The sequence below is a fragment of the Streptomyces sp. NPDC087906 genome (assembly GCF_055584925.1).
Window position 1 is genome coordinate 618,603 of the sequence record NZ_JBVJLC010000002.1, and the last position, 24,374, is coordinate 642,976.

The 24,374-nt window shown below is 70.5% G+C and carries 22 protein-coding genes; 14 read left to right on the plus strand and 8 right to left on the minus strand.

Annotated features, from left to right (window positions below):
- Nucleotides 1–2 precede the first annotated feature (2 nt).
- Nucleotides 3–1,073: a carbohydrate ABC transporter permease gene (locus ACZ63I_RS08095; RefSeq protein ID WP_469336509.1), complete on the plus strand. Its 1,071-nt coding sequence runs from the start codon at nt 3–5 to the stop codon at nt 1,071–1,073.
- Nucleotides 1,070–1,954 carry a carbohydrate ABC transporter permease gene (locus tag ACZ63I_RS08100; protein ID WP_469336510.1) on the plus strand — a complete coding sequence of 295 codons (885 nt, stop codon included), beginning with the start codon at nt 1,070–1,072 and terminating at the stop codon, nt 1,952–1,954. Before ACZ63I_RS08095 ends, ACZ63I_RS08100 begins: the two co-directional genes overlap by 4 nt.
- Here ACZ63I_RS08100 and ACZ63I_RS08105 read toward each other — a convergent pair.
- Entirely contained in the window at nt 1,920–2,783 is an 864-nt protein-coding gene (locus ACZ63I_RS08105) for an MHYT domain-containing protein (protein WP_469336512.1), read from the minus strand. The two genes, ACZ63I_RS08100 and ACZ63I_RS08105, sit on opposite strands and share 35 nt — an antisense overlap.
- Nucleotides 2,784–3,085: 302 nt before the next feature.
- On the opposite strand from ACZ63I_RS08105, the gene ACZ63I_RS08110 reads away from it, so the two are divergent.
- Complete coding sequence (locus tag ACZ63I_RS08110; protein ID WP_469336514.1) at nt 3,086–4,783, plus strand: glycoside hydrolase family 99 protein; 1,698 nt, start codon at nt 3,086–3,088, stop codon at nt 4,781–4,783.
- A 127-nt stretch (nt 4,784–4,910) separates the two neighbouring features.
- A complete protein-coding gene (locus ACZ63I_RS08115; protein ID WP_469336515.1) occupies nt 4,911–5,366 on the plus strand; it encodes a hypothetical protein in 456 nt (151 codons plus the stop codon).
- Nucleotides 5,367–5,489: 123 nt separating this feature from the next.
- Here ACZ63I_RS08115 and ACZ63I_RS08120 read toward each other — a convergent pair whose 3' ends face one another.
- Together ACZ63I_RS08120 and ACZ63I_RS08125 are read right to left on the minus strand one after the other, a co-directional pair.
- On the minus strand, nt 5,490–5,831 hold the full coding sequence (locus ACZ63I_RS08120; protein ID WP_469336517.1) for a hypothetical protein: 342 nt from the start codon (nt 5,829–5,831) through the stop codon (nt 5,490–5,492).
- Nucleotides 5,832–6,011: 180 nt separating this feature from the next.
- Nucleotides 6,012–7,727, minus strand: a complete 1,716-nt coding sequence (locus tag ACZ63I_RS08125) for an IlvD/Edd family dehydratase (protein ID WP_469336519.1) — start codon at nt 7,725–7,727, stop codon at nt 6,012–6,014.
- 107 nt (nt 7,728–7,834) lie between these two features.
- Between ACZ63I_RS08125 and ACZ63I_RS08130 the strand changes: the two genes are divergently transcribed.
- The 7 genes from ACZ63I_RS08130 to ACZ63I_RS08160 all read left to right on the plus strand — a co-directional run bounded on the left by ACZ63I_RS08130 (nt 7,835) and on the right by ACZ63I_RS08160 (nt 14,624).
- A complete protein-coding gene (locus ACZ63I_RS08130; RefSeq protein ID WP_469336521.1) occupies nt 7,835–8,848 on the plus strand; it encodes a zinc-dependent alcohol dehydrogenase in 1,014 nt (337 codons plus the stop codon).
- 78 nt (nt 8,849–8,926) lie between these two features.
- Complete coding sequence (locus ACZ63I_RS08135; protein ID WP_469336523.1) at nt 8,927–9,778, plus strand: STAS domain-containing protein; 852 nt, start codon at nt 8,927–8,929, stop codon at nt 9,776–9,778.
- A complete protein-coding gene (locus ACZ63I_RS08140; protein WP_469336525.1) occupies nt 9,775–10,149 on the plus strand; it encodes an STAS domain-containing protein in 375 nt (124 codons plus the stop codon). Before ACZ63I_RS08135 ends, ACZ63I_RS08140 begins: the two co-directional genes overlap by 4 nt.
- Nucleotides 10,146–10,568 (plus strand): anti-sigma regulatory factor, encoded by a 423-nt coding sequence (locus tag ACZ63I_RS08145; protein WP_469336527.1) that lies wholly within the window; start codon nt 10,146–10,148, stop codon nt 10,566–10,568. Before ACZ63I_RS08140 ends, ACZ63I_RS08145 begins: the two co-directional genes overlap by 4 nt.
- Nucleotides 10,556–11,632, plus strand: coding sequence for an ATP-binding SpoIIE family protein phosphatase (locus tag ACZ63I_RS08150; protein ID WP_469336529.1), 1,077 nt, complete (start codon nt 10,556–10,558; stop codon nt 11,630–11,632). Before ACZ63I_RS08145 ends, ACZ63I_RS08150 begins: the two co-directional genes overlap by 13 nt.
- Nucleotides 11,629–13,017 carry a sensor histidine kinase gene (locus tag ACZ63I_RS08155; protein WP_469336531.1) on the plus strand — a complete coding sequence of 463 codons (1,389 nt, stop codon included), beginning with the start codon at nt 11,629–11,631 and terminating at the stop codon, nt 13,015–13,017. Before ACZ63I_RS08150 ends, ACZ63I_RS08155 begins: the two co-directional genes overlap by 4 nt.
- The gene (locus ACZ63I_RS08160) at nt 13,014–14,624 is read left to right on the plus strand and encodes a SpoIIE family protein phosphatase (protein ID WP_469336533.1); all 1,611 of its coding nucleotides are present in this window, start codon (nt 13,014–13,016) and stop codon (nt 14,622–14,624) included. Before ACZ63I_RS08155 ends, ACZ63I_RS08160 begins: the two co-directional genes overlap by 4 nt.
- Nucleotides 14,625–14,646: 22 nt before the next feature.
- Here ACZ63I_RS08160 and ACZ63I_RS08165 read toward each other — a convergent pair whose 3' ends face one another.
- Complete coding sequence (locus tag ACZ63I_RS08165) at nt 14,647–16,350, minus strand: MFS transporter (RefSeq protein WP_469336534.1); 1,704 nt, start codon at nt 16,348–16,350, stop codon at nt 14,647–14,649.
- Nucleotides 16,351–16,537: 187 nt separating this feature from the next.
- On the minus strand, nt 16,538–17,545 hold the full coding sequence (locus tag ACZ63I_RS08170) for a phosphotriesterase family protein (RefSeq protein ID WP_469336536.1): 1,008 nt from the start codon (nt 17,543–17,545) through the stop codon (nt 16,538–16,540).
- A 136-nt stretch (nt 17,546–17,681) separates the two neighbouring features.
- Here ACZ63I_RS08170 and ACZ63I_RS08175 point away from each other — a divergent pair, with 136 nt between their 5' ends.
- Complete coding sequence (locus ACZ63I_RS08175) at nt 17,682–18,191, plus strand: hypothetical protein (protein ID WP_469336538.1); 510 nt, start codon at nt 17,682–17,684, stop codon at nt 18,189–18,191.
- Nucleotides 18,191–19,789: a multicopper oxidase family protein gene (locus tag ACZ63I_RS08180; protein WP_469336539.1), complete on the plus strand. Its 1,599-nt coding sequence runs from the start codon at nt 18,191–18,193 to the stop codon at nt 19,787–19,789. The genes ACZ63I_RS08175 and ACZ63I_RS08180 overlap by 1 nt, the downstream gene beginning before the upstream one ends.
- Nucleotides 19,790–19,883: 94 nt before the next feature.
- Here ACZ63I_RS08180 and ACZ63I_RS08185 read toward each other — a convergent pair whose 3' ends face one another.
- Nucleotides 19,884–20,699, minus strand: coding sequence for an AfsR/SARP family transcriptional regulator (locus ACZ63I_RS08185; RefSeq protein WP_469336541.1), 816 nt, complete (start codon nt 20,697–20,699; stop codon nt 19,884–19,886).
- Nucleotides 20,700–20,964: 265 nt separating this feature from the next.
- Here ACZ63I_RS08185 and ACZ63I_RS08190 point away from each other — a divergent pair, with 265 nt between their 5' ends.
- Entirely contained in the window at nt 20,965–21,573 is a 609-nt protein-coding gene (locus tag ACZ63I_RS08190; RefSeq protein ID WP_041998196.1) for a response regulator transcription factor, read from the plus strand.
- Here the strand turns inward: ACZ63I_RS08190 and ACZ63I_RS08195 are convergent.
- Complete coding sequence (locus ACZ63I_RS08195) at nt 21,549–22,730, minus strand: sensor histidine kinase (RefSeq protein WP_469336544.1); 1,182 nt, start codon at nt 22,728–22,730, stop codon at nt 21,549–21,551. The two genes, ACZ63I_RS08190 and ACZ63I_RS08195, sit on opposite strands and share 25 nt — an antisense overlap.
- Nucleotides 22,731–22,870: 140 nt before the next feature.
- Nucleotides 22,871–24,361, minus strand: a complete 1,491-nt coding sequence (locus ACZ63I_RS08200) for a SagB family peptide dehydrogenase (protein WP_469336546.1) — start codon at nt 24,359–24,361, stop codon at nt 22,871–22,873.
- Nucleotides 24,362–24,374: the final 13 nt, after the last annotated feature.

Below are 24,374 nucleotides of genomic sequence, written 5' to 3' on the forward strand. Positions count from 1 at the left end.
GGATGCCGCTACGTTCGATCCGCTCGGCGGGCAGGGCCCGCTCGGTGCGCCGGGACGGACCGTGGGGCTGGCTGTTCGTCAGCCCCATGGTGGTCGTCCTCGGTCTGTTCCTCGTGCTGCCCATCCTGATGGCGCTGTGGGTGAGCCTGCTGCGCTGGGACGGCCAGTCCAACCCGTTCACCGGCAGCGCCGACTTCGTGGGTCTCGACAACTACCGGACCCTGTTCGTCCAGGACGGCCTGGACCGGACCCTGTTCGCCACGGCGCTGCGCAACAACGCGTACTACGTGCTGCTCACGGTGCCGTTGCAGACGGGTCTCGCGCTCACGCTCGCGATCATCGTCAACCAGCGGATGCTGCGCGGGCGCGGCGCGCTGCGCACGACGTTCTTCTTTCCCTCGGTGACCAGTTCGATCGCCGTCGCCACTGTCTTCCTGTTCATGTTCCAGGGCAGCGGGTCGGTCAACAAGATGCTGTCGTGGGTGGGGGTGAAGGGGCCCAACTGGTTCTCCGACCCGCGCGGTGTGCTGTCGCTGGTCCTGGGTTCGGTGGGCATCGTCGATCCTGAGCGCCCTTCGGGGGCGCTGGCGTCCCACTCGTTCATGGGGCTCTCCTGGTTCGAGTGGCTGTCCGGGCCCTCGGTCGCGATGTGCACGATCATCCTGCTGGCGGTGTGGACCACGTCCGGCACCTTCATGCTGATCTTCCTCGCGGCGCTCCAGGACGTCCCGCGCGAGCTGGAGGAGGCGGCGGCCATCGAGGGCGTCAACCGCCGCCAGTTGCTGCGGTACGTGACACTCCCGGCGCTGCGTCCCGTGCTGTTCCTGGTGCTGACGCTCGGGCTCATCTCGACCTGGCAGGTCTTCGACCAGGTGTACGTGATGGGCCAGGGGGCGCCGGGCAACACCACGCTGACGCCGGCGTTCCTGTCGTACTCGTCGGGCTTCGACAATTCGGACTTCGGTCAGGGGGCGGCCATCGCGTTCGTGCTGCTCGTCCTGATCCTCGTTCTGACCGGACTCCAGCGCTGGGTACTGCGGGAGCGCGGCGCACGTACCGGGAGGACACGATGAGTCCGAGTTCACAGGGCCGGCCGGTGCTCAACCGGTTCCCGATTCCGCTGCGGGTGGTGGGCTACGCCCTGGTGGTGGGAGTGGCGCTGCTGTATCTGCTGCCGTTCGCGCTCCAGTTGGTGACCGGTTTCAAGACCGATCCGGACGCGGCGGCGCATCCGCTCTCGCTGCTGCCCACCACGCCCACCACGGCGGCCTACCAGCGGCTGTTCGGCCTCGGCGGTGCGGCGGACGGTGTGCCGTTCCTGCGCTGGCTCTCCAACTCGGCGCTGGTGGCCGTGGTGGTCACGGCCGGCCGGGTGCTGTTCGACTCGATGGCCGGCTACGCGCTGGCGCGGCTGCGCTTCCGGGGCCGCAAGGTGCTGTTCGTCTTCGTCATCGCCGTGATGGCGGTGCCGGGAGTCGCGCTGCTGATCCCGAAGTTCCTTGTGCTGAACGTCTTCGGGCTGTTCGACACGTACACCGGCATGATGGTGCCGCTGCTGGTGGACGCCGCGGGCATCTTCATCATGAAGCAGTTCTTCGAGTCGGTGCCGCCGGAGGTCGAGGAGGCCGCGCGGATGGACGGGGCAGGGGTGGTACGGATCTTCTGGTCCGTCGTCCTGCCCATGGCGAGGCCCGCGTTGATCACGCTGACCATCCTGTCGTTCCAGGGGTCGTGGAACGAGTTCACGCACTTCCTCATCGCCACCCAGTCGGGGCAGTACGAGACGCTGACCACGGGTCTCGCGCGCTTCGTCTCCGGCGGCCTCGGGGGCGGCACCCAGTATCCGCTGAAACTGGCTGCCGCCCTGCTGTCCACCCTGCCGGTGGCCGCGCTGTTCTTCTGCTTCCAGCGCTACTTCGTCAGTGGGGCCAATTCGGGGGCTCTGAAGGACTGATGCCGCTCTGACGGCCGGACTGCGCGGGGATCCGCGCACCGGCCGTCGTGGCGCCGGCCGCCGCTCCCCTGGCGGGCGCGGGCTGGTTCCAGTCGCCTTCGCCCAGGACCAGCAGCGGGTCGAACATCACCACGACACCGGCGAGTACGAGGAAGACGGCCGGGCCGAGCAGCATCGGGAAGAGCAGCGAGGTGGGTGACGATCCCGACGCCGCGCCCACGTCCTCCTGAAGATGCACGCTGATCGCCAGCATGCCGACGTAGTGCATCCCGGTCACGGCGATGCCCATGACCAGACTCGCGCCCAGGCTGGCCAGAAACCCGTGGACCGACACGGCCGCCCAGAGTGCGGCGGTCGCGGCGACGACGGCGATCACGATCGAGAGGGTGACGGTCGTGACGTTGTACTCCAGGTGTCCCTGGAGTTCCATTCCGGCCATTCCGAGGTAGTGCATGGCGGCGACGCCCAGTCCGGTGATGACACCGGCGGAGAGCAGCGCCGCCTTCGTGGCCCCGCGGTAGCCCACGATGAAGACGCCGATGCCGACCATCACGATCGCCACGGCGAGGCTGGCGACGGTGGTCAGCTTGTCGTAGCTGATCGGTGCCTCCTCGACGCTGAATCCGATCATCGCGATGAAGTGCATCGTCCATATCCCGGAGCCGATGGACAGCGCGCCGAGCGCCAGCCAGCCGGGCTTCCAGGAACGCTCGTGGCGTAGCGAGCGGGTGGTGCAGCGCAGCCCGAGGGCCGAGCCGAGACATGCCATGAGAAAGGCCACCACGGGGGTGACAGCGCCGTAGGTGAATCCATCCACTGTGCCCTGCATAGCGGTGCACGCCCTTCAACCGGTGTCGCTCGTCTGAGATGCGACAGCCCGACGTGAGCGTAGGCGGAATCCAGCCACAAACAAGGGTCTGGGCGATTACGTGTTGACAAAGGTGCGTGTTCACCATGATCCACGCCTAATGATTGCCATCCGGCCACCGTGATGGCGGAGTTGGCATAGATTCTTTCCTGGACACGTCAAGAAATTGCGTGCAGTCATCTTGTCCGTGCGTTGTCATGTCCATACCTTGTCTTCGGATGGCCCCCGTCCGGTGTGGGCCCTGAGCCGATTGCGAGGGACCCGTGAGCATTTCCAGACGGTCCGTCATCCTGTCCGCGCTCGCCGGCACCGCCACCGTCGGCGGGTGGTCCGCCGCCACCACGGCGACGGCCGCGCCCGCCGTCGCCGCCGCTTCGCCGCCCGGCGACGTGGTCGGCAAGGTGACCGTGGGCTACCAGGGCTGGTTCGCCTGCAAGGGGGACGGCGCGCCCATCGACAGTTGGTGGCACTGGAGCGCCAACGCCGGTCAGCCGCCGTCCCCTTCGAACACCACCATCGCCTCCTGGCCGGAGATGAAGGAGTACGCGAAGTCGTACCCCACGGCCTACGGGAACCTCGGCAGCGGCGCTCCCGCCACGCTGTTCTCGTCGTGGGACCAGCAGACGGTGGACACGCACTTCCGCTGGATGCAGGAGAACGGCTGCGACACCGCCGCCCTCCAGCGGTTCAACCCCTTCGGCGCCGAGGGGCCCACCCGGGACGCGATGGCGCAGAAGGTGCGCCAGTCGGCCGAGGCGCACGGCCGCAAGTTCTACATCATGTACGACGTCACCGACTGGACCGCGATGCAGTCGCAGATCAAGGACGACTGGACGTCGAAGATGAAGGCGCACACCGCGTCGAGCGCGTACGCCAAGCAGAACGGCAAGCCCGTGGTGTGCATCTGGGGCTTCGGCTTCAGCGACCCCGGCCGGCCCTTCGAGCCCGCGCCGTGCCTGGACGTCGTCAACTGGTTCAAGAACCAGGGCTGTTACGTGATCGGCGGGGTGCCGACCCACTGGCGCACCGGCACCGAGGACTCACGCCCCGGCTTCTCCGACGTCTACCACGCGTTCAACATGATCTCGCCCTGGATGGTGGGCCGGATCAGCAACGTCGACCAGGCGGACCAGTTCTACCGCGACAACAACGGCCCCGACCAACTGGACTGCAACGCCCACGGCATCGACTACCAGCCCTGCGTCATCCCCGGCGATCTGCAAGGCAGGGCCCGCGCCCACGGCGAGTTGATGTGGCGCCAGTTCTACAACCTGGTCCGGATCGGTGTGCAGGGCTTCTACATCTCGATGTTCGACGAGTACAACGAGGGCAACCAGATCGCCAAGACCGCGGAGACCGCAGCCGACGTGCCGACCGGGTCCGGGATCTGGGCCCTCGACGAGGACGGCACGCGCTGCTCGTCCGACTACTACCTGCGGCTCACCAACGACGGCGGGCGCATGCTCAAGGGGCAGATCGCCCTCACCGCGGTGCGCCCGACCGTACCGCTGCCGGGCGGCGGCGGACCGACGCAGCCGACCGGCGACCTGGCCCTGCGCCGCCCGGCGACGGCCAGCAGCACCACCCAGTCGTACGGGGCGGGCAACGCCGTGGACGGCAACGCGGGAACGTACTGGGAGAGCGCCAACAACGCGTTCCCGCAGTGGCTCCAGGTCGACCTCGGCGGCGCGTACACCGTGAAGCGGCTCGTGCTGTCGCTGCCGCCGGACCAGGCGTGGGCGACCCGCACCCAGACGGTGGCCGTGCTCGGCTCCACCAACGGCACCACGTTCACCACGCTTTCGGGCGCCGCGGGCCGTACCTTCAACCCGGCCTCGGGGAACACCGCCACGATCACCCTGCCCACCGCCGTCACCACCCGTTATGTGCGGCTTCAGTTCACCGCCAACACCGGTTGGCCGGCCGGACAGCTCTCCTCGCTGAGCGTCTACGCGGACTGAGTCGGCGGCGGGTGCGTCCGGCGCTGATTGGTGCCGCCGTTTCGGGTTACCCGGGTGGCAAGGCAGGCACAGCGCACCAGGTACCGGCACGACCATGCGCCGGCCGCACCCAGGAGAGGTCACACCGATGACGGACGAGCGGAGCACGAACGAAGGCGAGCCCACCGCCGAGGAGCTGCGGGAACAGGCCGAACGCACCCGTGACGAGCTGGGCAGAACCGCTGAGGGCGTCGCGGCCAAGGCCGAGGCGGCCAAGAACGACGTGAAGGGGCGCGCCCAGGAGACGAAGGAGCGCGCGCAGGAGAAGGCCGCCGAGGTGCAGGAGAAGGCCCAGGAGAAGGCGGCCGAGGTCAAGGAGCGGATCGACGACCAGGCCGCCAAGACGAAGATCCAGCTCCAGGACCGTACGGCGCAGCTCCAGGAGAAGGCGAGCCAGACGCTCCAGCGCGCCCAGGACAAGGCTCCTGACCAGTGGAGCGAGCGGGCGTCGCAACTCGCCGAGGCGGTCCGGCGCAATCCGGCTCCGTACATAGCGGCGGCCGCGGTGATCGTCGCGCTGACGGTACGCCGCTCCCGGCGCTGACGGCCGTCGGAGCACGGACACGGCAAAGCTGACGGCCGTCGGAGCACGGCCACGGCAAAGGAGGACAGCGGGCAGCGGCCCGCTGTCCTCCTTTTCGCGCCGGGAGCGAGGTCGGCTCCGGGGTTAGCTGAAGACGACGGAGCGGAACACCAGCCGCTCGGAGGCGTGTCCGAAGTGCGGCCGCAGGCTGAAGTGGTCGCCCTCGCAGTCGAGTCCGGTGAAGACGGTCGCGGTGGCGTCGGTCCGGTTGCGCGGGGAGTGGGCGGGCGCGTGGCCCTCCTCGGAGACCTCGTCCAGGTTGATGCACTCGCGGCTGCCGGGGTCGATCAGCTTGGTCTCGTGGGTCAGGCCGCGGTGGCTGTACGCGAAGGTGAACTCGCCCGTCGCGGCGCCGGCCGAGGTCGGCATGGTGACGACGAGCGCGAGGGCACCGAGGGCGGCGGCGACGGAGGTGCGAAGACGCATGAGGAGTCATCCTTGTGGTCGGTGGGGTGGATTCCCTCCGAGGCTGTCCGCGGCGCACCCCGTCCGTAACGGTGCGTGCCGCGCTGTCGCCCGTTCGTGGACCGCCGAATCCTTTCTGCGACGGCCATGTGGAGGATCCGGCCGTACCTCCCACCCGCCGGTCCAGGGAGCGGAGAGGGCCTAGTGCGACTCGCGGGAGACCTCGTGGCCGCTGGAGCCGACCAGGAAGTCCAGGTCGACGCCCCGGTCCGCCTGGTTCACATGCTCGACGTACAGGCGCTCCCAGCCGCGCCGGGGGGCGGCGAACGCCGCCGTCATGGCCTTCGACGGGCGGCGGCGCGCCAACTCCTCGGCTGGCACGTCCAGATCGATCCTGCGGGCGGCCACGTCCAGCACGACCGGGTCGCCGTTCTCGACCAGGCCCAGCGGACCGCCGGCCGCCGCCTCGGGCGCGGTGTGCAGGACGACCGTCCCGTACGCCGTGCCGCTCATCCGGCCGTCGCAGACCCGCACCATGTCCCTGACGCCCCGCTCCAGCAGTTTGGTGGGCAGCGGCATGTTCGCCACCTCGGGCATGCCCGGGTAGCCCTTGGGGCCGCAGCCGCGCAGCACGAGCACCGACGAGGCGTCCACGTCGAGGTCCGGGTCGTCGATCCGGGCGTGCATGTCCTCGACGCTGTCGAAGACGACGGCCCTCCCCCGGTGGCGCAGCAGTTCGGGGGAGGCGGCGGCGGGTTTGATGACGGCGCCGGACGGCGCGAGGTTGCCGCGCAGCACGGCGATGCCGGCGTCGGGCAGCAGCGGGTCGGCGCGGCCCCGGATGACGGTCTCGTCCCAGATCCGCGCGCCGTCGAGATGGTCGACCAGCGGGGTGCCGGTGACGGTGAGGGCGGCCGGGTCGAGCAGGTCGCGTACCTCGTTGAGCACGGCGAGCAGCCCGCCGGCGCGGTGGAAGTCCTCCATCAGATGGCGTCCGGCCGGCTGGAGGTCGACGAGGAGCGGCACCCCTGCGCCGGTGCGGTCGAAGTCGTCCAGGGTCAGTTCGATGCCGAGCCGTCCGGCGACGGCGAGCAGATGCACCACGGCGTTGGTGGAGCCGCCGACGGCGGCGAGCGCGACGATCGCGTTGAGGAAGGAGCCCCGGGTGAGCAGCGTGCTGGGGCGGCGCTCCGCCGCGACCATCTCGACCGCGAGCACGCCGGTGGCGTGGGCGCTCTCCAGCAGCCGGCTGTCGGGGGCGGGCGTCCCGGCCACGCCCGGCAGCGTCGTACCCAGCGCCTCGGCGACGACGGCCATGGTGGAGGCCGTTCCCATGGTGTTGCAGTGCCCCCGGCTGCGGATCATCGAGGATTCGGACCGCAGGAACGCCTCCTCGGAGAGGGTGCCCGCCCGCACCTCCTCGCTGAGTTTCCACACGTCGGTGCCGCAGCCCAGCGGCTTGCCGCGGAAGGTGCCGGTGAGCATCGGGCCGCCGGGCACCACGACGGCGGGCAGGTCCACGGAGGCCGCCGCCATCAGCAGGGACGGGATGGTCTTGTCGCAGCCGCCCAGCAGTACGACGCCGTCGACGGGGTTGGCGCGCAGCATCTCCTCCGTCGCCATGGCCGCCATGTTCCGCCAGAGCATCGCCGTGGGCCGTACCAGCGTCTCGCCGAGGGAGACCACCGGCAGGTTGAGCGGGACGCCGCCCGCTTCCCAGATGCCCTGTTTGACGCTCTGCGCGACCTCGTCGAGATGGGAGTTGCACGGGGTGAGGTCGGACGCGGTGTTGGCGATGGCGATGTGCGGCCTGCCGTCGAAGGCGTGGGCGGGCAGTCCTCTGCGCATCCAGGCCCGGTGGATGTAGGAGTTCCTGTCGGTGCCCGCGTACCACTGGGAACTGCGCTGCTGCGCCATGGCGTACTCCTCCGTCGTCCGTGGCTGCCAACTTGCCATGTCGGGGCGGTGTTTTTGAAGTGCGCTCCGCCCGTACGGATGTTCCTGGCGCGTACTAACATCTGGCCATGCGCGCCTTTGTCATCACAGGTCCGCGCCGGTGCGGGGTGCGTGACGTGGCGCCCCCGGCAGCGGCTGCGGGACAGGTCGTCGTCGATGTGGAACGGGCCGGTGTCTGCGGTACGGACAGCGAGCTGTTCACCGGCGAGATGAGTTACATGGACGAGGGCAACTCCCGGTACCCGATCCGGCCGGGCCACGAGTGGTGCGGCGCGGTCTCCGCGGTGGGCGACGGAGTCGACCGCGGCTGGCTGGGCCGGCGGGTGACCGGCGACACCATGCTCGGCTGCGGTGGCTGCCGGCGCTGTCTGGCGGGCCGCCACCATGTGTGCGAGGACCGGTACGAGATCGGCATCCGGGGCGGCTGGCACGGCGCGTTGGCCGAGCAGCTCGTCGTACCGGTGACCGCGCTGCATCCGCTGCCCGACTCGGTGGACGCCGTCGCGGGCGCCCTGGTCGAGCCCGGTGGCAACGCGCTGCGCGCCTTCGAGGCGGCGGCCGTCGCGCCGGGTGAGCGGCTGCTGGTGCTCGGCCCCGGCACGATCGGGCTGCTCGCCGCCCTGTTCGCGCTCGCCGCCGGGGTGGAGGTCCATGTCATGGGCCTGACCCGGGAGTCGCTGGACTTCGCGCGCGGCCTCGGTGTGCACGGCGCCTGGACCGAGTCCGAGCTGCCCGACCTGCCGTTCGACGGGGTCATCGACGCCTCCACAGGACCCGCGCTGCCCGCTCTCGCCGTGGAACGCGTCGAACCGGGCAGGCGGGTGGTCTGCATCGGGATCGCCTCGACCCCCAGTTCCGCCGACACCCGGGCGCTGGTCCTGAAGGACGTCACAGCCGTGGGCATCCTCGGCGCTTCGGCGGGCCTGGCGCGTACCATCGGGCTGTACGCCTCCGGCGCCGTGGATCCCCGTCCGCTGGTCGCCGCCACCGTGGACTTCGAATCTCTCGGCGGAATTCTCTCGGGTGTACGTCCCGCAGGGGTGGGTCCCGGGCCTAAATTCCTGGTGAGCCCCGGTAGCTGAGATCCGCCCCGGTTCCATGCCGTAGGCTTCCCGAAGATTGTCTGACCGCATCTTTTTAGGATGTTAAGGAGCACCGTGATGGCGAAGCAGGATGCCGAAGCCGGGCTGGTGAATCTCCTCTCGGCCGACGCCAAGAAGCTGGCGACCGGCTGGGTCGAGCGCGTTTCGGATTCCCTGGGCGGCCGCATCAGCAGGGCCGAGGTCGACCAGGAGCTGCGCGAGCTGTTCACGGCGCTTGTCGAGGCACTGCGGGCCGGCGGACCCGACGCACACGGTGAGGCCATGTCCGAAGTCAGGGCACTGCTGACCGAGTTGTCGCGCAACCGGGCACGCCAGGGCTTCACGCCGACCGAGACCGCTGTCAGCGTGCTCGCGCTGAAGCAGGTCGTCGAGCCGGTCCTGCTGGACGGCACGGCCGCCGACATCAAGTCGTACCTGGAACTGAGCCGGCTGGTGGACGAGCTGAGCCTGTTCACCATCGAGACGTACACCCGGGCCCGCGAGGAGATCATCAGCTCGCAGGCGGACCAGCTCATGGAGCTGTCCACGCCCGTGGTGAAGCTCTGGGACGGCGTGATCGCCGTTCCGCTGGTCGGCACGCTCGACTCCGCCCGTACCCAGGTGGTGATGGAGAAGCTGCTGCAGGCGCTGGTGGACACCGGCTCCGAGCAGGCGATCATCGACATCACCGGGGTGCCGGCCGTGGACACCCAGGTCGCGCAGCACCTGCTGAAGACCATCGTCGCCGCGCGGCTGATGGGCGCGGAGTGCACGGTGTCCGGGATCCGGCCGCAGATCGCCCAGACCATCGTGGCGCTGGGCATCGAGTTCGGGGACATCGTGACGAAGGCGAGCCTCGCCGACGCGCTGAAGCTGGCGCTGCGCAAGTCCGGTGTGGATCTGGTGGCGCGCAAGGACGTGCTGCGGTGACCGAGCGCGTACCCGTATTGCGGATCGGTGACGTCCTGCTGGTCTCGATCCAGGTGGACCTGGAGGACCAGACCGTCCTGAATCTGCAGGAGGACCTGGCGGCGCAGATCGTGGCCAGGTCGGCGCGCGGTGTCGTCATCGACATCACGGCCGTCGAGATCGTCGACTCGTTCGTCGGCCGCATGCTGGCCACGATCGCGGCCATCTCGCGGATGCTCGACGCCGAGACGGTGGTGGTCGGCATGCGCCCGGCCGTCGCCATCACGCTCGTGGAGCTGGGTCTGTCGCTGGGCGGTGTGCGCACCGCACTCGACCTGGAGAAGGGCCTGGCACTGCTGCGGCGATCCGACAGCCGCACGGACCAGGCATGATCACGCCCTGGGCCGCCGGGGAGGCGCCGCAGACCCATCCCATCGTCAAGAACGACGACGTCGTACGGGTGCGCCAGCTCGCCAGGACACTGGCCCAGCAGTGCAAGCTCTCGCTCGTCGACCAGACGAAGTTCATCACGGCGGCCAGCGAACTCGCCCGCAACACCCTGGTGTACGGCGGTGGCGGGCTGCTCACCGCGGGTCTGGTCCGCAAGGACACCCGGGTCGGCGTCGCCGCGATCTTCAGCGACGAAGGGCCCGGGATTCCGGACATCGAGCTGGCCATGACGGACGGCTGGACCTCGGGCTCGGGTCTCGGGCTCGGACTGAGCGGGGCACGCAGGCTGGTGGACGAATTCGAGTTGAAGACCGAGGCGGGGAACGGCACGACCGTCACCGTGGTCAAGTGGTCCAGGTGACCGCGCTCGGCGTACTCGACTGCGAGGACGTCGCCTGGTTCCGCGACAGCCCGACCATGCCTGCGTCGGCACGCGGCGCCGCCGCCACCCTGGCGCGGCGGATCGGGCTGAACAGCCATCGCGCGTCCGAGGTGGCGCTGGCCGTCACGGAAGCGGCGACCAACCTCCAGTTGCACGCCGTCGACGGCTCGCTGCTGCTGCGGGTGCTGCGCACGCCGAACGAGGCCGCGGTGGAGTTCCTCACCGTGGACATGGGGCCCGGTATGCGCGACGTGGCGGGCGCGCTCTCCGACGGGACCTCCTCGCGGGGCACGCTGGGCATCGGGCTCGGCGCCGTGGCGCGGCTGGCCGACACCTTCGACATCCACTCGATCCCCGGCCGCGGCACGGTCATGAGCGCGCAGTTCTGGCCGCGCAACGCGTCGGACAGCGTGCGGGCGTCGGAGGCGACCGCGGTCGACACGTCGGTGGCCGCGGGGCTCACCCGGCCCATCAGCGGGGAGACGAGCTGCGGCGACGCGTGGGCGGTACGGGTCGACCCCGGCGAAGGGCCCGACCCGGCGCCCGCGCTGCTGGTGATGATGTGCGACGGGCTCGGGCACGGCCCGCTCGCGGCCCTGGCGGGTGACTCGGCGGTCAGCGCCTTCCGGCAGAGCAGGGCCCGGCTGCCCGACGCCGTCCTGCGCGACGTCCATACGGCGCTGCGCGGCACGCGCGGCGGCGCGGTGGCCGTCGCCCGGGTCGAGCCGTCGGCGGGGCGCCTGCTGTACTGCGGTGTCGGGAACGTCAGCGGTTACGTCATCAGCCCGACGGCCCGCGCCGGGCTGATGTCGGCGCCGGGCATCGTCGGCCAGCAGATGCGTACGCTGCGCACCTTCGAGCAGCCGCTCGTGCCGGGCGGCGCGCTCGTGATGCACTCGGACGGACTGACCGAGCGCTGGACGATGGACGCCCTGCCGGGGCTGCTGCAGCACACCCCCGCCGTGATCGCCGGTCAGTTGCTGCGCGAGGCGGCCGTGCGGCGGGACGACGCAGGGATCGTGGTCGTCAAGGGAGCCTGGTGAAGGTGGCCGGCGACGGTGCCGCACATCTCCTCGCGTTCGACCTGGCATCGGCGCAGGACGTCTTCGCGCTGCGCCGCAGCGGCCAGACGGCGGCCGAGGCGCTGGGCCTGGACGCCCAGGACCAGGTGCGGCTCGCGACGGCGCTCAGCGAACTGGGCCGGGACCGGCTGGGCTGCGCCGCGCTGACGGTGGCCTTCGCCCTGACCGGTGAGACGCAGCCCGCCCTGCTCGTGACGCTCGCCTGGAACGGCGGCCCGCCGCCCAGCACCGAGTCGCTGGAGCTGGCGGCCCGGCTGGTGCCCCGGCTCCGGCACGAGCCGGGCGACCCGCGCAGCCGCATCCTGGTGGAGCAGCACGGCCCGGCCGGTGTGCTCACCCCGCACGAGGCACACCGCAGGGTGGGCGAGGCGCTGGGCCGTACGGACCACACCACGCTCGCCGAGGATCTGCGCGCCCAGACCCGGGACCTGATCGCCACCCTGGAGGAGACCCGCGCCCAGCGGGAGGAGCTGCGCCGGCTCAACGAGGAGCTGGAAGAGACCAACAAGGGTGTGCTGGCGCTGTACACCGAACTCTCCCAGGAGTTGGAGGAGACCAACAGCGGTGTGGTGGCCCTGCACACCGAACTGGACGACAAGTCACGGCAGTTGCGGGAGACCAGCGAGGCGAAGACCCGGTTCTGGACCAATATCAGCCATGAGCTGCGGACCCCGGTCAACGCGGTCGTCGCCCTGTCCCAGCTCCTGCTCGCCCCGGACGCGGCCCATCTGGACGACGAGCAGAAGCACCGGATCACCCTGATCGCCGCTTCGGGCAGCACCCTGCTCGCGCTGGTCGGTGATCTGCTGGACGTGGCCAAGGCCGAGTCGGGGCAGTTGGAGCCGCACCTCGAACCGGTCGATCTGCGGACGCTGGTGGGTCAGCTCGGCGGTGTGCTGCGCAGTACGTTCCCCACCGACGGCGTCGCGTTCGTGACACCCGAGCCGAAGACGCTGCCGGTCGTGGTCACCGACGAGGTGCTGCTGACCCGGGTGCTGCGCAATCTGCTGTCCAACGCGCTGAAGTTCACCGACAGCGGCGAGGTGCGGCTGGACGTCGACGCCGACCCCGCCGAGCCCTGGCTGACGTTCACCGTCAGCGACACGGGCGTCGGCATCCCCGCGCACGAACTGAAGCGCGTCTTCGAGGAGTTCTACCAGGTGCCGGGGGCACACCAACGAGGACGGCAGGGCACCGGGCTCGGACTCCCCTACGCCCGCACCCTTACGGAACTGCTCGGCGGCACACTGCGGCTGACCAGCAAGCCCGGGGCCGGTACCCGCATCGTGGTCCGGCTGCCCAACCTGTCTCCGGGGACGACACACGCACAGGAGGCCGACCGGTGACCGACGACGCGGCACTGCTCGACAGTGCTCCAGCCACCGTTCTGGTGATCGACGACGACGAGTCGAACCGCTACGTCCTCAGCAGTTGGCTCAGGCGGGGCGGCCACACGGTGATCGAGGCGCGCGACGGGACACAGGGGCTCGCGCTGCTCGCGCCGGGCGTGGAGCCGCGGCCCGAGGTCGCCGTCGTCGACGTACGGCTCCCCGACATGACCGGGTTCGAGGTCTGCGAACACATCAAGGCGGACCCGTACACCGCCGCGCTGCCGGTGATCCATATCTCGGCGGCCGCCCTCACCCCCGAGGACCACGCGGAGGGACTGCACCGCGGGGCCGACGCCTATCTCAACCAGCCCATCGATCCTGCCGAGTTCCTGGCGACCGTCACGGCGACCCTGCGCTACGCGCGCGCCCGCCGCAGGGCCGAACGGCTCGCGGCGCGGCTGACCATGCTGAACCGCACGACCCTCGACGTGTACCGGGCGATCGGCTTCCACTCCTTCGCCGCCGCCGCGACGGGCGGGGCCGCCGCCCTGATGTCGTGCGCCGTCAGCGCGGTCTTCCTGACCCCGCAGGGCCAGGCGGTGCACAGCTCCATCACCGGGCCCGGCGCGGTGCCGCGCTCCGCGCCGTCCACCTCGGAGCTGCTGAACCGGCTCGCCGGGCACACGCTCGGCACCGGCACCGGCGCGGAGATCGCCCGGCTGCCGCGGGCCGTGTGGAAGACACTGCTGCCGGGCGACCAGCTCGACGAGGACGTGATCCTGGCGGTGGCGCGCACCAAGCGCGGCCGGCCGCCGGTCTGCTTCGCCGTACCGGCAGCCGCAGTCGGCGGCGAGGACGACCGGGAGCTGTTCCAGCAACTGGCCCACGCCTGCGCCCTGTCGCTGGAGGCGCTGCGCACGTACAACGAGGAGCACTCCATCGCGCTGACGCTCCAGCGCACCTTCCTGCCGGACCGGCTGCCAGCGGTGCCCGGGGTTGATCTGGCGTTCCGCTATCTGCCGGCGTCCCGGCACGCGGAGATCGGCGGTGACTTCTACGAGGCGCTGGAGACCTCCGACGGGCTGCTGCTGGCCATCGGCGATGTGGCGGGGCACTCCATGGCGGCCGCCGCCGTGATGGGCGAGGTGCGGCACGGGATGCGCGCCTACGCGCTGGAGGGGCACACCCCGCACGACATCAACGAGCGGCTGGAGACGCTGCTGGCGCAGTCGCAGCCGGGGCTCACCGTGACGATGTGCCTGATCCTGGTCGAGCCCGGTGGCCGCAGGATCCACATCTCCAACGCGGGGCACATTCCGCCGCTGCTGCTCCTTCCCGGCGGCGGGGCCGAATTCGTCCATGAGCACGGGCCGTTGCTGGGGCTCGGCCTTTCGCACCCGGCGGCGACGGTGGTCGACACGGCGCCGGGCACCCGGATCGTCCTCATCACCGACGGGCTCGTCGAGGTCCGCAGCACCAACATCGACGACTCGCTCGCCGAGTTGTGTGCCGCGGCCGCTTCGGGTCCGCAGGAGCTCGAGTCGCTGTGCGACTTGCTGCTGGAGCGGTTCGGCGAGGAGAAGGACGACGACATCGCCCTGCTCACCGTCCGCCTCAACTGAACTGTCCGCCTCAACTGAACCGTCAGGCGCCTTCGCTGGCGAGCGCGCTGACCTCGCTGTCGACGTCCCTGCGGTGCCGCTCGGCGTCCTCGCGCGCCTTCTTCGGGCTCCAGCGCCCTGCCATCACGAAGATGAACGGGATGAAGACGACCTGGCCGCCGACGCACACCCACCACCAGGTCTGCCACTGCCCCGGCCCGTCGGCCGCCGCCTTCCGCACCTCGGGACCGTGCTCGCGCAGGATCGTGAGCTGCGGCTGCGCCTTCTGTACGAGCGCCAGGTCGGCGGGCCCGACTTCGCGGGCGGCCTGCTGCGCCAGCGCCGGGGGGATCGCCGTCGGGGGGTACTTGGCGAGCTGGGCGAAGATCTGCGGGTGCGCGTCGACGACGGCCAGCGCGGGCGCCGCCTGCGCCTGCGCGGTCGCCACCTCCGTACCGTGCTCGACCAGCGGCGACGCGGAGGTCACCACGATCGGTACGAAGGCCGAGGAGACCGCGACCACGATGCGGATGATCCAGCCCCACACGGCGAGTCCGGTGGCGGTGGCGGCCGGGTTGCGCCGCTCCACGGTCTCGGTGAAGCTCGCCATCCACGGCGCGTAGGCGATACCGGAGAGCGCCCCGATCCCGATGAACAGCACGGCGAAGGTGTAGTAGCCGGTGTGCGGGTGGGTGGCGAGGACGGCGAACGTGGCGGTGACGGCGATCGAGCCCAACCCGCCGACCAGCATGAACGGTTTGCGCACCTTGACGAGGTCGGAGAGCAGCCCCGCCACCACCAGGGCGATGGCGTTGGCCCCCCAGTACCAGTTGGCCAGTCCGTTGGTGCGCTGCTGGCTGTAGCCGAAGTTGGCCGAGAAGTAGACGACGAAGTTGCCGACGGCGGCGAAGTACAGCAGCAGGAAGAGGCTGATGGCGACGGCGGAGCCCACCACGTCGAGATGGAGCATCTGCTGCCAGGTCCGCTGCGACTCCCGTACGGGCGCGGCGCGTTCGGCGCGGGCTTCGACCAGTTTGCGGTCGTGCAGGCTGACCATGATCTGGTCCCGCATGCCGGGGGACAGCTCCCGCAGCCCGAGGAGGGCGATCACGAACATGATCAGCCCGGCGATGCCGGAGTAGCGCAGCTCGTCCTGCCAGGTCGACGAGTCGAGTGTGCTGCTGGTGACCACGGTGACGACGAGGCTGCCGAGGACGGGACCCATCGTCCAGTACCCCATGGCGGTCGCCCTGCCGAGCTGCGGTGAGAAGTCGCGGATCAGCGCGGGGGTCGCGACCAGGACGATGCCCTCGACGAAGCCGACGGCCGCGAAGAGGATCAGATAGGCCGTCTCGTCGGGCGAGTTGGGCAGCCCGAGCAGCAACAGCAGCCCGGCCACGAGCAGTCCGTAGACGACGAGGTTCGCCCGGCCCCAGCGGTCGGCGAAGCCGGCGATGAGGGAGGTGAAGGCGCCGACGGCGTTGCCGATGACCGACACCCACACGAAGTAGGTGTACGACATGTGGTAGTTGGTGATGATCGAGGTGGCCACCGCGTACTGCACGTACAGCATGTAGTAGAGGACGACGGTGGTCACGACGACGATCGCGAGATAGCCGTAGCGGCGGGCCGGGTCGGGGTAGTGCGCCAGGTCCCGGCGCCAGAGCCGGGCACCGATGCCGGGCGTGCCGGCGGTGGTGGTGGGTCCGTTCCCCATGTCGGCAGGCTGCGGCGGATGGGTGGACATACGGCCTCCTCGGGGTACCGGGAGCAAGGCGTCCGCACGCGCTCGACGCGCCGGTGGCCGCTCCGGGGACGACCAGAGGCTAGTACCGACTGGTCGGTACGGCCTAGATGCGTGCAGGGGGAAATTGTCGGCCGACGTGGACCGGGGCCGTCGCCGGGCGGCAGCTCGGAAGTCGTTCAGCAGCCGCTCAGTAGCCGCTTCGCTCGCGCAGGATCCGGCGCGGGTTGTCGACCAGCATCGTGGCGATCTCGCTCTCGGACACCCCGCGTGCCCGCAGCGCGGGCAGCACGTCGCGGGTGAGGTGCAGATAGTGCCAGTTGGGCAGCAGTCCGGGCAGCTCCCGCATCGGGAACCAGTCGATGTAGCACGACGCGTCGTGGGACAGCACGATCCGGTCGGCGTAGCCGCGCTCGCACAGCGCGGCGACCGTGGCGACCCGCCGCTCGAAGGGCAGGAGCGAGTCGAGGCCGAACCGGTCCATCCCGAGGAGCGAGCCGCGGTCGGCGATCGCGGTCAGATAGTCCAGGTCGGCGCTGTCGCCGCAGTGCCCGATGACGACCCGGGTGAGGTCGACCCCCTCGGCGGCGAACAGGTCCTGCTGCTCGATGCCGCGCCGGGTCCCGGCGTGGGTGTGGGTCAGGATCGGCGCGCCGGTGGCGCGGTGCGCCCGTGCGACCGCCCGCAGCACCCGTTCCACCCCGGGGGTCACACCGGGTTCGTCGGTGGCGCATTTGAGGACTCCGGCCCTGACCCCGGTGTGTGCGATGCCTTCGGTGATGTCGGCGACGAACAGGTCCACCAGGGGGTCGTCGCCGCCGAGCGGTGTGCCGGGGCCGCGCATGCTCAGGTAGTGCGGGAGGTCGTTGTAGGTGTAGAGCCCCGTGGCGACGACGATGTTGATGTCGACCTGCTCGGCCACCCGCTGGATCCGCGGGATGTACCGGCCGAGCCCGATGACGGTGGGGTCGACGATGGTGGAGATGCCGGCGGCGGCGAGTTCCGTGAGCCGCCGCACGGCGCGCGGCACCTCTTCGGACTCCTGGAAGCCCTGGTGCTCGGGGTAGTTGTCGGCGAACTCGGGGCTGAGCACGAAGATGTGCTCGTGCATCAGCACCCTGCCGAGTTCGCCGGCCGGCACGGGGCCGCGCACGGTGGGCACCGTGTCCGGTGTCGCGGGAGTGTCTCCGTACGCCATTCCGGCCCCTCCCGCGTCGCCCGTGTGGTGCGCGGTAGAGACCGTAGAGGCAGCCCGCCGCGCGGTCAACAGGCGCTACCGGCGGTCCAGTCGGCGCTGCGAGACTGCACGGTGCCACCGACCCGGAGTGATGCAGATGACCCAGTCGCTCGACACACTGCCGCCCGAAGAAGGACCCGACGAAACCCCCGCCGAGAGACCTGGTGCCACGAGATCCGGTGCCGCGAGCGGTGCCGCGAGACCTGGTCCCGCGAGACCCGCCAGGCGCTGGCCGCTGGTGGTGCTGCGCGCCCTGGTGTGCGCGCTGACACTGCTGATGCTGATCCAGCCGGTACTGGCGGGGCAGTTCATCACCGGTGACAGCGATCTGCTGGATCTGCACGCCCTCAACGCCACGTTCATCTCCACCGTGAGCTGGATCCTGGTGGCCTCCGCCGTCACCCTGTGGCGGCCCGGCGGCGGACCGGTGTGGCCGATCGGTGTGACACTGCTGGTGGCCGGACTCGTGGAGGCGCAGAGCGGTTTCGGCTACTCGCGGAATCTCGCCGTGCACATCCCGCTCGGTGTCGCCCTGGTCGCCGGTATGACGGCGCTGGGGTACTGGGTCTTCGCCTACCGGCCCGGCCTGCCGCGGATCGAGTCGTGATGCGCGCACGGCTCGACCGGCGGACCCTGCTCAAGGGCGCCGCCGTCGCCGGGATCGGCACCGCGGGCCTCGGTGTCACCGGCTGCGGCGCCGGCCGCACCGATGTGTCGGGGGAACAGCTCACCAGCGCCGCCCCGCTCCCCCGGCCCTTCCAGGTGCCGCTGCCGGTGCCGGTCACCGCGCGGGCGCGGCGCGCCAAGGACGGCAGCGACCACTACGAACTCGTCCAGCGCAGCGGCGAGATCGAGATCCTGCCGGGGCTGCGTACCGAGGTCTGGGGGTACGACGGCACGTTCCCCGGCACCACCCTCGTCGGCCGGTCCGGACGCACCACCACCGTACGGGTGCGCAACAGCCTGCCGGTGCCGACCTCGACCCATCTGCACGGCGGGGTGCAGGCCCCCTCGTCCGACGGCTACCCGATGGACCTGGTCCTGCCGCCCGGCTACCGCCATCCGCCGGCCGGGTCGGCGCACACCATGCACGGCATGCCCGGCATGGCGCGGGGCGGTCCCGCGGGGTGGACGCTGACGCCCGGCGCGAAGACGTACACGTATCCCCTCGACCAGCCGGCCGCCACGCTCTGGTACCACGACCACCGGATGGACTTCAGCGCGCCGCAGGTCTGGCGCGGGCTCGCCGGGATGTTCCTCGTCCGCGACGAGACCGAGGACGCGCTGCCGCTGCCCCGGGGCGAGAAGGACGTCCCGCTGATGATCTGCGACCGCGCCTTCGAGGAGGACGGGGCGTTCCGCTACCCGTCGCTCGACCCCTCGCTGACCGGCCGGCCGGGCGTCGAAGAGGCGTACATGGAGGGCGTGACGGGCGATGTCGTCCTCGTCAACGGCGCGGCCTGGCCCGAGTTGGAGGTGTCGGACACCCTGTACCGGTTCCGGCTCGTCAACGTGTCGAACGCGCGCCGCTACCGCTTCGCGCTGGAGCCGGGTCCCCGTACGGGCTCCGGATTCGTCCAGATCGGCAGCGACAGCGGCCTGTTGGCGGCGCCGCTGCGCCATGACGAGCTGCCCGTCGCACCGGGTGAGCGCTTCGACGTGCTGATCGACTTCGCCGCCTATCCGCACGGCTCCACCGTCGAGCTGGTCAACACCCTGGGCAGCGGCGGCACTCGGCGGGTGATGCGGTTCAGGATCAGCCGGCGGGAGAAGGAGACGAGCCGGATCCCCGAGCGGCTGGCGGAGTTCGAGACGCTGCGGGCGGGCCGGGCGGTGGCCGAGCGCAGATTCGACTTCCGGCTGACGCAGGGCGGCGGCAGCCGGATGTGGACCGTCAACGGAGCCCCCTTCGACCCGGCGAGGGTACTGGCGTCGCCGCGGCTCGGCACGGTCGAACGCTGGCGCTTCAGCAGTGACTTCCACCATCCGGTCCATCTGCATCTGGCCCACTTCCAGGTGGTCGCCCGGGGCAGCGGCGGCCCGCTGGCGAGCGACGCGGGCTGGAAGGACACCGTCGACGTCAGGCCGTACGAAGTGGTGGACGTCCTGGCCAGGTTCACGGGGCAGCGCGGCCGGTACATGCTGCACTGCCACAACCTGGAGCACGAGGACATGGCGATGATGGCCAACTTCGAGGTCGTCTGAAACGCACGGCCCGACAAACGCACGGCCTGACATACGAAGCCGGTGCCGGACCCCGACTGTGCGGGTCCGGCACCGGCTTCGTGTCGCGGAAAGCTCAAGCGGCGTACATGTCGAGGACCCGGCGTCCCGGCCCCCGGTAGGTCTGGTCGAGGTCCGCGTCTCCCCCGAGGATCGCCCGCTGGAGGCGCTGGAGCCGAGGGGAAGGGTCGAGGCCCAGATCCTCGACGAGCCGGCCGCGCAGCTTCATGAAGACCCCCAGGGCTTCCGAAGGCCGTCCCGACCGGTAGAGGGCGATCATGCGCTGTGCGTGCAGGCCCTCGTGGAGAGGGTTGCGGGCGGTGAGGACGGTCAGCTCGGTCAGCAGCTCCGAGTGGCGCCCCAGGGACAGTTCGGCGTCGACGCGGCGCTCCAGCACACCGAGCCTGCTCTCCTCCAGGCGGACCCGTTCGATCTCCAGCAGCGCGCCGGGCCTGATGTCGGCGAGCGCGGGTCCGCTCCACAGTTGCAGGCTCTCGCGGAAGATCCGCACCGCGGCCGCGTCGTCGCCCGACTCGAAGACACGCTGCCCCTCGGCGGCGAGCCGGTCGTACTCCATCGCGTCCACACTGCCCCGCGGCACGTTGAGCCGGTAGCCGTCGTGCTTGTAGACCAGGATCTCCTTGGCGTCGCAGCGTCCCCTGACGGACGCGTCGATCAGCCGGCGCAGCCGCAGGATGTACGTCTGCAGCGTCGCCGAAGCGGTCCTGGGCGGTGAGTACTCCCACAGCTCTTCCATGAGCATCGAGACGGGGACCACCTGGTTGGCGTGCAGGGCGAGGAGAGCGAGGATCTGTCGCGTCTTCGCGGCCGACGGGAGTATCGGGGAGCCGTCCTCCTGTGCGTTGAGAGATCCCAGCAGGGTGATCTCCATCTGGTCTCCATACTGCTCCGAAGGGATGGTACGAGGTGCGCGGACCGGGATCCGCACTGTCTTGAAGGTCCCATGCGGGCGCGGGGCGCCAACAGTGCGGAGATCCCCGGTCGTCCGTGATCCCGTCAGCCCCGGAGTATGAGAAGTTCACATTCCGCTCGGCCCGTCGTAGCGGTCCGCCGGACGTCGTTCGTCTAGCATTCCTCGGGGAGTTGAACGTCTGGTGCGTCCATGTGATGGACTGTTCGTTCGAAATGGGGGGCTTTTGATCCGTATCGTCATAGCCGAAGACATGCACATGGTGCGCGGTGCGCTGGTGGCGCTGCTGGAGATGGAGCCGGACTTCGAAGTCGTGGCCCAGCTCGCCGCCGGGGACCAACTCGTGCCCACCGCGCTGGAGTTCCGGCCTGATGTCGCGATCATCGACATCGATCTGCCGGGCCTTGACGGGCTCAGCGCCGCCGATCTGCTCCGTACGGCGCTGCCGAGCTGCCGGGCCCTGATACTGACCAGCCTGGGCCGTCCCGGCACCTTCCGGCGGGCACTCGCGGTGCGGGTGTCGGGCTTCCTGCTGAAGGACGCGCCGCCGGACCAACTGGCCGACGCGGTACGGAAGGTGGCCGCCGGGGTGCGGGTCATCGATCCGCAGCTCGCGCTGGCGGCCTGGGAGGTGCTGGAGAATCCGCTGACCCGCAGGGAGATCGAGGTGATGCGGCTCGCCGCGGACGGCGCCGAGGCGATGGAGATCGCCGGCCGGCTCTTCCTGTCGATAGGGACGGTACGCAACTACCTGACCAGCGCCGTCACGAAACTCAACGCGCGTAACCGGGTGGACGCGATCAGGATCGCTCAGGACAACGGCTGGCTGACCTGACGCACTCCCGCCCGCGGCACCTCCACCACCAGCCGGTACCAGCCGTCCTCGTCGATGTGCGAGGTCAGCCGGCCGCCGATCTTCTCGGCGCGCACCCGGAGGTTGCCGAGGCCGCTGCCGTTGGAGGGCCCGGTCCTGCGCGACTCGTCGGCGCCGTCGTTGGCGAGGGTGAGCCGGATCAGGGGCTTGCCGTCCTTGCCGGTCACCTGGCGTGCCTCGATGTGGCAGTTCTGCGCCTTGCTGTGCCGCAGCACGTTGGTGACGCCCTCGCGGATGACCGTGGCGAGCACGGTGCTGGTCGCCGCCGGGAGCGGACCGCAGTCCAGGTCGATGCGCGCGCCGATCTCGGCGACGGTCAGCACCTCCTCGGCGGACGCGGCCTCCGCCGTCAGTGACATGTCGCGGTACCCGGTGGCCACGGCACGCACATCGGCGAGCGCCTGCCGGGATATCTGCAGGATCCCGACGAGTTCCTCACGGGCCCGCTCGGGCCGGGTGGCGAGCAGACGCACCGTCAGTTCGCTCTTGAGGGTGATCGCGGAGAGCCCGAACCCGAGCAGGTCGTGCAGGTCCCTGGCGAACCGCAACCGCTCCTCGGCCACCGCCATGTACGCCAGCTCCTCGCGGGCCTGGTGCACCTCGGCCACCAGGTTCGCCAGCCGGGTCAGACCGTAGACGATGAGCCCGGTCAGCACCGTGGAGACCACGAGATAGGAGGTGTCGACCCAGTTGACCCCGCCCAGCCCGGCCGAGACACCGGCCGTGCCCACCACGACGGCGAAGGCCAGCCAGCAGAGCGGGGCGGCGATGATCAGCAGGCACGACCCGGCGAGGAAGCCGCCCATGCCGCCCCAGGTGGCGCCGAAGAACACCATGGGCACATAGGTCAGCAGCATCTGGGCGCCCAGTGTCCAGGCGCCGAACCGGTCGCGGAAGCGCTGTGCGTCCGGGGAGCTGTGCACGGCCTGGATGCCGAACAGCGTGACGGCGCAGAAGAGGCAGCCCGTCATGAGCAGCGCGCCCGGGTCGGTGTCGAGCACGTTGAGCACGGCGATGAGCACGAAGCCGGACAGGACCAGCAGCACGATGGTGAAGGCCAGTCGCGGCGGCAGAACCTCGCTCTGTTCTCTACCGGACCGCAGTAATCGTCGCGGCATCCCCACACGTCCCCCCGTTGAGGCACACAGCTAGGCCCCCATAGTAGGGCGCACGGGACGGCGTTGGCGCGTTCCTTGAACTCTCATTCGACCGGCGGCGCCCCCGCGGGGCGGTCAACAGCCTTTTCGGACAGGCTCGTTCAGAACATGTCGCCGGTCCGTTGCTGGTCGGCGGCCTCCAGCGGCTGCTCGGGGCGGGGGCCGAGCACGAAAGAACCCACCGGTGACTCGGTACGCCAGTCGAGGCCCAGTGCGCCGGCGCACACCGCGATGTCCTCACTGCACACGGCGCAGGTGGCGAGCCCCATCGCCGCGCCCACCAGGTAGAAGGTCTGCAGCAGCGCCCCGGTGTGCTTCAGTACCAGCGAGTAGGCGAGGCCGCTGTACTTCCACGACAGCCGCTGGAACCGCGAGGTCAGCGTGATGAGCACCGGCGGCGGCCCGGACAGCGGTGCGGCGGCCATGGCGCCGGCCGCCATCTCCCCCGCCGCCACCGGATCGTCGTTGACCAGCACCAGGGCGTGCTCGTGCGGGTCGTAGTAGTGGATGCCGTCCACCAGGCCCTCGCAGTCCCGCACGGTGAGGTACAGCTCCAGGTCGTAGGCGGCGCCGCCGGTGGGATACGGCCGGTCGGTGACCTGGTAGCTGGTCTCCCCCGCCCCGGACGTACCGGTCGAGCGGACCCGGGCCGTCCGGAACAGGAACTCGCCCAGCGTGCTCAGCCGCAGGGCCGGCGCCCCGTAGCTGCGCCGAGATCTGCGGCCTTCGAGCACTTCGGTGAACGGGGCGTCCTTCGCGGCGATCGTGCCGAGTTCCGGCCGGGGCAGCGCGACGACCCGGCCGCGCGGGCGGCTCTTGACCGCGGGCTGCGGCGCGATGCTGCCCGCGTGGGCGAAGGTGGCGCCGAAGTCGCCGTCGGTGCGGCCCATCACCGACCGGGTGTGGAAGAGCATGTCGTGCGCCGACCAGGTCCGCAGGGCCGCGTCCTCGTCCTCGTCGAACTCCCCGTCCGCCGACCGCGCCACCAGGGCCATGCCGGTGCCGATGAGATAGCCGAGGATCTCCACCACCACCCCTTCGGCCAGCGGCAGCCCCGCCTCCACCGTCGCGACGTCGGCCGGCCTGCCGAGCGCGGCGACGACCCACTGCGCCTCGGCCTTGTGCAGCAGCACCCGGTGCAGCGAGAGGGGCGACTCCAGCAGGAACATGTCGTCCTCCCTGCGCAGCACGGCGAACCGGGAGAGCTTCAACGCCCGGTCGGCGGGCGGCGGTTCGGGAGCGAACCGGGCGGCGCGGGAGAGCGGTACGACGGAAAGCACCGGCTGCCCGCTGCCGGCGAAGGCGAGTGAGCGTACGACGAGGTGCTGCAGGCCGAGCAGCACGGCGCGCCAGGAGCGCTGGGCGCCCTGGTCCGCCGGGATGTTGTCGAGGCTGACCGGACCGAGACTCATCCGGCGCAGGGTCTCGATCAGCGCCGGACCGGGCCTTCTGATCCGCAGATCGGCCCAACGGCCGTGCAGCTCCACCGTTTCGCCGTCGTCGGCGGCCTCGACACGCACGTCCTCACGCAGCGACCACAAGGGTGTGGTCGCCTGCGGAAAGGCGTGTTCCAGGCTGGCTGGCTGCTGCACGGTGGGCTCCCGG